The organism is Candidatus Saccharimonadales bacterium (assembly GCA_036397795.1).
In the GTDB taxonomy this organism is placed as follows: domain Bacteria; phylum Patescibacteriota; class Saccharimonadia; order Saccharimonadales; family DASWIF01; genus DASWIF01.
Genome location: DASWIF010000009.1, coordinates 1 through 6,422 on the forward strand (window position 1 = coordinate 1; position 6,422 = coordinate 6,422).

Genomic DNA, 6,422 nt, shown 5'->3' on the forward strand with positions numbered 1-6,422 from the left:
TGCAGGGCAACCGGTATTACGCCGCAAGACGCGCTTGATCCGGGCGCAGGTGATAGAAGTATTGCGGTAGTTATGTTCCAGGAGTCAGGTGGAGTGTACTGCCAGGACAACCGTTAACAAGCAATAGGTAGTATAAAAATAGCCCGGCCCGCAGCGGGCTATTTTTATGTCAAAATGGATAGAACATGATAGTGGCCGCTTTATTTTTACTCGGGTTGGCATTTGGCAGCTTTTTAAACGTCCTGGTTTGGCGGACAAAAAACGGTACGAGCGCTATCAAAGGCCGGTCAAAGTGCCCCCACTGCCATCATCAGTTGGCATGGTTTGATCTGATACCGGTTATCAGCTGGGTTTGGCTTAAGCGCCGCTGCCGGTATTGCCAAAAGCCTATTCACATTCAATACCCCGCCGTTGAACTGCTAACGGCCGGTCTGTTTGGTTTATCCTACCACGTCTGGCAGCACGAACTTATAACCGTCGAAGCAAAGCTCTATTTTGCTTCATGGTTGGTCGCATTGCTGCTAATGATTAGCTTGGCAGTTTATGACCTCAGGTGGATGATTTTGCCGGATAAGTTTACCTTTACACTGATTGGCGTCTCAAGCGCTGCCGTTTTAATCAATGGCTTTAACGAACCGGCACTAATTACCGAAGCGGCCGGCGGAGCGGCGGTTGCCTGGTTGTTTTTTGGCGCGCTTTATTATGGGTCGGGCGGTCGTTGGCTGGGTGGCGGTGATCTTAAATTTGCCCTTAGTATGGGTCTCTGGTTGGGGCTAGATCATATCGCCGTCGGGCTGGCGTTGAGCTTTTACTCGGCAAGTGCTGTAGTCATTCCTTTATTAGCTTTTAAGAAACTCAAACGGACCCAGCCAGTGCCCTTTGGGCCGTTTCTGATTCTTGGTACCATAATCGCCACGCTTTATGGCCAAGAACTTGTCGACTGGTATTTTGAGATTCTTGTCCCGAGTTTGGTTTAGGCTTATATAACACCGAATTAAAAGCGTAAGCGCTGTGTTATAATTACCCCTGAAATGTCTCGGGTAAAAAACCAAAAAGGCTTTACTCTGGTTGAGATAATGTTGTTTCTGGCCATTAGCGGCTTGGTGTTGGTTATTGGCTTTGCCGGTATTAGCGGCCGCAACGCCAATGTCCAGTTTACGGATTCAATCCGGTCGTTAGATTTTTTCATGCAAAAGCAATTTAACAACGTCTTAAACGGCGTTAACGTCTCCTCGGATGGCAGGAGTTCGGGGGGCGACCAAGTATTATTAGGCAAATATCTGGTTTTTACCGAAGGTAGCGGCGGCATCCAGGTTTTTGATCTTATCGGCGATCGATTAAGCGAACAGGAAATCCAAACGGTCATTGACAACTTGCCATCCGGCCAGGATCCGGATCGGGCAATTTTGTTTGCCTCTAGCCCCCAGGCGGTCACGGCCAGTCCTAATGAAACCTACACTTTGGATTGGGGCGTCAGATTCTTGAACGCTTCAAAAAACAACCCCAACAACACGGCAGCCGACGGTTTTGCCATCGTTAGAAGCCCCAAATCAGGCCGGATTTTTCTGGTTGGCCATGATAGCGATAATCTAAGTTTTAGCCGGTTGACAAACGGTAACCCAAGTGACGACGCCACCCTGTTTGATCCCAGCGCTAACGGCTATATGTCAAGCCAAGTCAGCTTGAACTTATGCTTCCATAACGACCAAAATCGACGAGCAGTAGTTATGTTTGGCGGCTCAAGCGCGGAAAATTCGTTCGATATCGGTTTTGATCCCGACCGGTTTGACAGTACTAATACCAGATGCGGATTTAACTGATGAAGACTAGTCAAAAGGGCGACACAATCGTGGAAGTGCTGCTGGCTACTGTCGTGTTGTCGGTTGTGCTGGCCGGGGCCTTTGCTTTGACCAATCGGGCCACGCGGGTCAACCAAGCGGCTAATGAGCGAACCATCGTCGCTAATCAAACCTCCGAACAGCTGGAGCTGGTTAAAGCTATCGGCGAGTCAGCTAACTCTGCTGCCTGGGGGGAGATCAGGCAAAATCATCTTTCTAGCGGCTCACCATCGCTTAACAGCTGCACGGCGTCCGGGCGGCCGTTTTATATCGACCCCGCGGACGCTAACCTCATGCCGGTTGGCATCAATTTCAGCCAATTTGACGGCAGTGAAGACGCTTATAGTGACGTCTTCAATGTTTGGCTGGAGGCCTATGACGTTGGTCCGGCTATTAATTTTTACGCTCGTGCCTGCTGGGAGGGCATCGGCTCCGAGGGCGAGCAGCGCTCGATTTCCATACTACGGGTGGCCGACTGACATGATACGGCCAAACCAAACCGGATTTACTTTGGTTGAGCTGCTATTGGCGCTAGCGTTGTTTGGTTTCGTTTTAGTCTTTGCCGTGTCGGGCTTCGTGCAGGTTAACCGGTCGTACAATAAAGGAATTACAGTTAAACGTGTTCAGGAAACTGGCCGCGCAGTGATCGAAGATATCGCTCGTTCCCTGCGCTTGGCGGGGGATCCAGGCAGCGTACGGGTTTGTGACGTCGACGACCAGCAGGGTTGCAGCGGTAATTTCCGTCTTTGTCTGCCGGGCGTCAGGTACGGTTGGAGCGACGGATCAACTGGTGAAGAATTTACATCGGCTGGCGATATAAAGAAAAATTGGCTGGTTCGATCTGACACCGCGAGCGGCTGTAATAGCGCCTTTGGCCAGGCCGAGGCCGAGAGCTTCCTGGAGGACGATTTGATAGTCCAGGAACTCAACATTACTTGGTTAATTGGTACCAGCGCCTATAAAATTGATCTTACGCTGTCGACCGGTGATACGACCTTGATTACCAATTCCGGTAAGCGCTGCAAGGGCGCGGCCCAGGTATCTGGCTCTCAGTACTGTGATGTTGTCAATCTGAGCACAACCGTTACAATAAGGTAAGACCATGAAACAAACAAAATTGACAAAATTATTCCCCGGCAACGACCGCGGCGCCGTCGCCTTGATTACGGTTATATTCCTGGCTCTGTTACTGACTATAATCACCACCGGTTTTATCCGCCTGACGATCAACGAGCGCCGCCAATCAACCGATGACGACTTGACCAAACGGGCGTTTTTTGCCGCGGAATCGGGTGTCGAAGACGCTAAAATCGCTCTCACCGAATGGTTGAACAATCCCGCTTATTCTACAAGTGATCTTCGTGGTAATGTTTGCGATCCGGCGGTAGTACCCGGCGTGACCAATCCAGAACGGCTGATTACCGAGTCAGGACTAGAAACAGAGTATATTTGCCAGTTAATTGATACTAACTTATCGGTCTTTGAGGACAGTTTGGATGCCTGGGACTCCGTTCAAGTTCCGCTACGGTCTAATTCCAATTTTGACCGCGTCGTAATCGACTGGCACTTGACTGCTCCGCCGCCAGACGGAGATGGTTCGAGCAGCCTTATAAACAGTAGTCCGGGTGATTTGCCAACCGAAGCGGCCTGGCTTAGCGCCAACTATCCGGCGCTCATGCGGGCGCATGTCGTCAGTTATCCCGAATCTGGCAGTTTTAATATCGGTGCGTTCAATAACCACGTTGGTTTCTTTATGCCTACTGCCAGCTCGGGTACCAATTCCCGCTCGCTAAACGATTTGGACAGTGACCCCAAACGGTTTGTGACTTGCGGAGCGGCTACCCAAGGCACTTACCGTTGCTCGATAACCATTACAGGGCTTGACACGACCGGTGGTAACGCCCGGTCATACGTGCTCAGATTGCGCTCGCTTTACCGCTCCAGCCACTTCCAAGTTCAGCTGTTTAACGGCGGCAATCCGGTAGCTATTACCAGCGCCCAGGCCTTAATCGATGTTACTGGCCAAGCGGGCGATGTATTTCGCCGTGTTCAAGTCAGGGTTAATTTAGATGAGCAGGACGTACTGCCGGATTACGCGATCTTAAGCGCCGATGAAATTTGTAAACGTTTCTTTATCACCGATGACGTTGATGATTTTGACCAACGATGTTCGACGAATGGGGCTGGGCCCGGGCTTAATGGGGTAGCTGAATTCGGCGAATGCGATGTTAACCCGGCGGATTGTCCAAGTGGCGGTGACGGACCCGGTGGTCCACCTAACGACTATGGTAAGCGGTTGGTAAACACCTCGAATAACCCGAACAGCATTGTTGCGGGATGCATCTGGAACTGGGGAGATGGATCAGCGCCTTACAACTATACTGGCGCAGGCAATCCCAATACACCTGGTAATGACGAATGTTATCAAGGCGGGTGGGTTTACCATACCTACGACGATACCCAACCTGACAGGTGTTATACAGCAACACTAACGATAAGATTCTCTAACGGTCTGACTGATGCCGTCTACACCTCAAGATTCGCTATTCCTAAAAGCTCAACTATTAGTTGTTAGCCTCAGAGGAGTGCCGGTGAAATTTTTCATGGACTTGCTTTAAGTGCGGATCGGTCACGTGGGTGTAGATTTGCGTGGTAGAAATATTGCTATGACCTAGCATCGACTGCACGCTACGAAGATCGGCGCCGTTCATCAGAAGATCTGTGGCAAAACTGTGCCGGAGCGTATGGGGCGTGACTTTTTTGGTAATACCAGCCAGCCGAGAATAGTTTCTAATCATCCGCTGAACGCTGCGGGCGGTCAAGCGCATATAACTGCCGTCATTTAACAAATTCTGGTTACCGCTATAGCGGATGAATAACGGCTTTATATTATCCGTCCGCGCGCCGATATAATCGGTAATCCACTTGGCCGATTCCGGGCTGATAAAAACTGGACGGTCTTTTTGGCCCTTGCCGCGAACCATAAATTCGCGTCGCCTTAGGTTAATGTGGTCTTTGTCTAAATTAACCAGCTCTGATACTCGCAGGCCGGAGGAAAACAACAACTCCAGTATAGCTCGGTCCCTTAGGCCAGCCTCGGATTGGGTATCGGGCTGGGCAAACAGCCGGCTGAGCTCGGTGGGTGAGAGGAAGGTAACTTGCTTGCGGCTGACCCGGGCCAGCTCGATCTTATCCGGCGCCAGGACATCCCAGTCGCGTTTATGTCCGAATTTAAGAAAACTCCGCAGCGCGATTAGATGATAGTTCTGGGTGGTTTTGGAGATCGGTTGGCCTCGTTCGTCTACTAACCGGTTAAGCCACAGCCGCCACTTTCTGACTATCTCTTCATCGATTTTATTGATTTTAATATCGTCGGCGAACTCTACCAATCGATCGAGGTAGTGATGATAGTTCTCGATCGTCTTGAGCGCGCGGTTTTGCTCAATTTCCATATATTCCAGAAATTCCAAAATGGCTTCAGATAAATACATGAGCATATTGTAACAATATTGTGCGACACATGCGTGCAGCTCTAAAGGGGAGATGTTCTCCCCTTTAGGCTCACCGCCAGCCGGTGGTTTGCGATTTCCCTCTGGATTTACTGCCAAAAAAGACGGAATGAATTCGCCTTTTTTGGTGATTATTTTTTGTATACTTAAACCAATGAGTATAGTTGACGCCGTGATTTTAGGCCTGGTTCAGGGCCTGACTGAATTTATACCGGTCTCCAGTTCTGGCCACTTAGTTTTAATTGATAGGCTGACCGACGTCGAGAGTTCCTTTGCGTTCGATGTGCTGCTTAATATCGGTACGCTGCTAGCGTTAGTTATCTATTTTTGGCCGAAGTTAGCCGACATTTGGAGGCGACTGGTTAAAGGCGACTGGCGGTTGGTTAGAAATTTAGCTATTTCAACCTTGCCAGTTGTTCTAATTGGCGGGCTTTTTACCGATTGGTTTGACTCAGAATCGGTGAGGAGCAGCGGTTCGGTAGGGATGATGCTGGTTTCAATCGGCGCGCTCATGGTACTGATTGATAGATTTAAACTATCGAGTCGGCCGCTTAGCTCGCTGGGTATTAAATCGGCGGTTTTTATCGGTTTAGCCCAAGCCTTGGCCTTACTGCCTGGTACTTCTCGCGCGGGTGCGACCATGCTAGCTGGCCGGGCCAGCCGGCTGTCATATAAAGATGCGGCCGAGTACAGTTTTTTGCTGGCCATCCCAGTAATTGCCGGTGCTATTGTTAGGTCGTTGTTCAAGCAGGAGACCCTCAGCCTATGGCATAGTGATGCCGGCGCGGTTATTATCGGTACGGTCGTAGCCTTTTTTTCCGGAATTTTAGCCATTGGCTTTACTCTTAGGTACTTGGAACGAAACGGCCTGAAAAGCTTTGGTTATTATCGGTTAGGCCTAGGCTTAGTGGTATTATTAACGGCGATATTATGAGGATTCGATGGAAAAAACCTTAGTTGTTTTTAAACCAGATGCAGTCAAACGGGGCATCATCGGCGAAATTATTACTCGGTTTGAACGGACCGGTTTGAGAATAGTTGGTCTAAAAATGGTTTATCCCGACAAGGAACATTA

General features: G+C 49.8%; 7 protein-coding genes and 1 pseudogene. 7 read left to right on the forward strand and 1 reads right to left on the reverse strand.

From position 1 onward, the window contains the following. The first annotated feature begins 185 nt into the window (after positions 1-185). Genes VGA08_00565 through VGA08_00585 form a run of 5 tightly spaced genes read left to right on the forward strand, consistent with a single transcriptional unit; the run spans position 186 to position 4,413 of the window. Entirely contained in the window at positions 186-977 is a 792-nt protein-coding gene (locus tag VGA08_00565; GenBank protein ID HEX9679099.1) for a prepilin peptidase, read from the forward strand. Positions 978-1,031: 54 nt separating this feature from the next. Next, positions 1,032-1,820: a prepilin-type N-terminal cleavage/methylation domain-containing protein gene (locus VGA08_00570; GenBank protein ID HEX9679100.1), complete on the forward strand. Its 789-nt coding sequence runs from the start codon at positions 1,032-1,034 to the stop codon at positions 1,818-1,820. Then, positions 1,820-2,317 carry a hypothetical protein gene (locus VGA08_00575; GenBank protein ID HEX9679101.1) on the forward strand — a complete coding sequence of 166 codons (498 nt, stop codon included), beginning with the start codon at positions 1,820-1,822 and terminating at the stop codon, positions 2,315-2,317. Before VGA08_00570 ends, VGA08_00575 begins: the two co-directional genes overlap by 1 nt. A 1-nt stretch (position 2,318) precedes the next feature. After that, complete coding sequence (locus tag VGA08_00580) at positions 2,319-2,936, forward strand: prepilin-type N-terminal cleavage/methylation domain-containing protein (GenBank protein HEX9679102.1); 618 nt, start codon at positions 2,319-2,321, stop codon at positions 2,934-2,936. Positions 2,937-2,940: 4 nt separating this feature from the next. Then, positions 2,941-4,413 (forward strand): hypothetical protein, encoded by a 1,473-nt coding sequence (locus VGA08_00585; protein HEX9679103.1) that lies wholly within the window; start codon positions 2,941-2,943, stop codon positions 4,411-4,413. On the opposite strand, the pseudogene xerA reads toward VGA08_00585, so the two are convergent. Then, positions 4,403-5,293, reverse strand: a pseudogene (gene xerA / locus VGA08_00590) (site-specific tyrosine recombinase/integron integrase). The gene VGA08_00585 and the pseudogene xerA overlap by 11 nt on opposite strands. Positions 5,294-5,501: 208 nt before the next feature. Between xerA and VGA08_00595 the strand changes: the two are divergent. Further along, positions 5,502-6,281 carry an undecaprenyl-diphosphate phosphatase gene (locus tag VGA08_00595; GenBank protein ID HEX9679104.1) on the forward strand — a complete coding sequence of 260 codons (780 nt, stop codon included), beginning with the start codon at positions 5,502-5,504 and terminating at the stop codon, positions 6,279-6,281. A gap of 7 nt (positions 6,282-6,288) precedes the next feature. Beyond that, on the forward strand, positions 6,289-6,422 hold a 134-nt coding region (locus VGA08_00600), incomplete at its 3' end, for a nucleoside-diphosphate kinase (GenBank protein HEX9679105.1).

What these genes read in the sequence shown, in the direction of transcription:
- VGA08_00575 (HEX9679101.1), top strand. Translation starts at nt 1,820, where the DNA reads ATGAAGACTAGTCAAAAGGGCGACACAATCGTGGAAGTGCTGCTGGCT.
- VGA08_00565 (HEX9679099.1), top strand. Translation starts at nt 186, where the DNA reads ATGATAGTGGCCGCTTTATTTTTACTCGGGTTGGCATTTGGCAGCTTT.
- VGA08_00570 (HEX9679100.1), top strand. Translation starts at nt 1,032, where the DNA reads ATGTCTCGGGTAAAAAACCAAAAAGGCTTTACTCTGGTTGAGATAATG.
- VGA08_00585 (HEX9679103.1), top strand. Translation starts at nt 2,941, where the DNA reads ATGAAACAAACAAAATTGACAAAATTATTCCCCGGCAACGACCGCGGC.
- VGA08_00595 (HEX9679104.1), top strand. Translation starts at nt 5,502, where the DNA reads ATGAGTATAGTTGACGCCGTGATTTTAGGCCTGGTTCAGGGCCTGACT.
- VGA08_00580 (HEX9679102.1), top strand. Translation starts at nt 2,319, where the DNA reads ATGATACGGCCAAACCAAACCGGATTTACTTTGGTTGAGCTGCTATTG.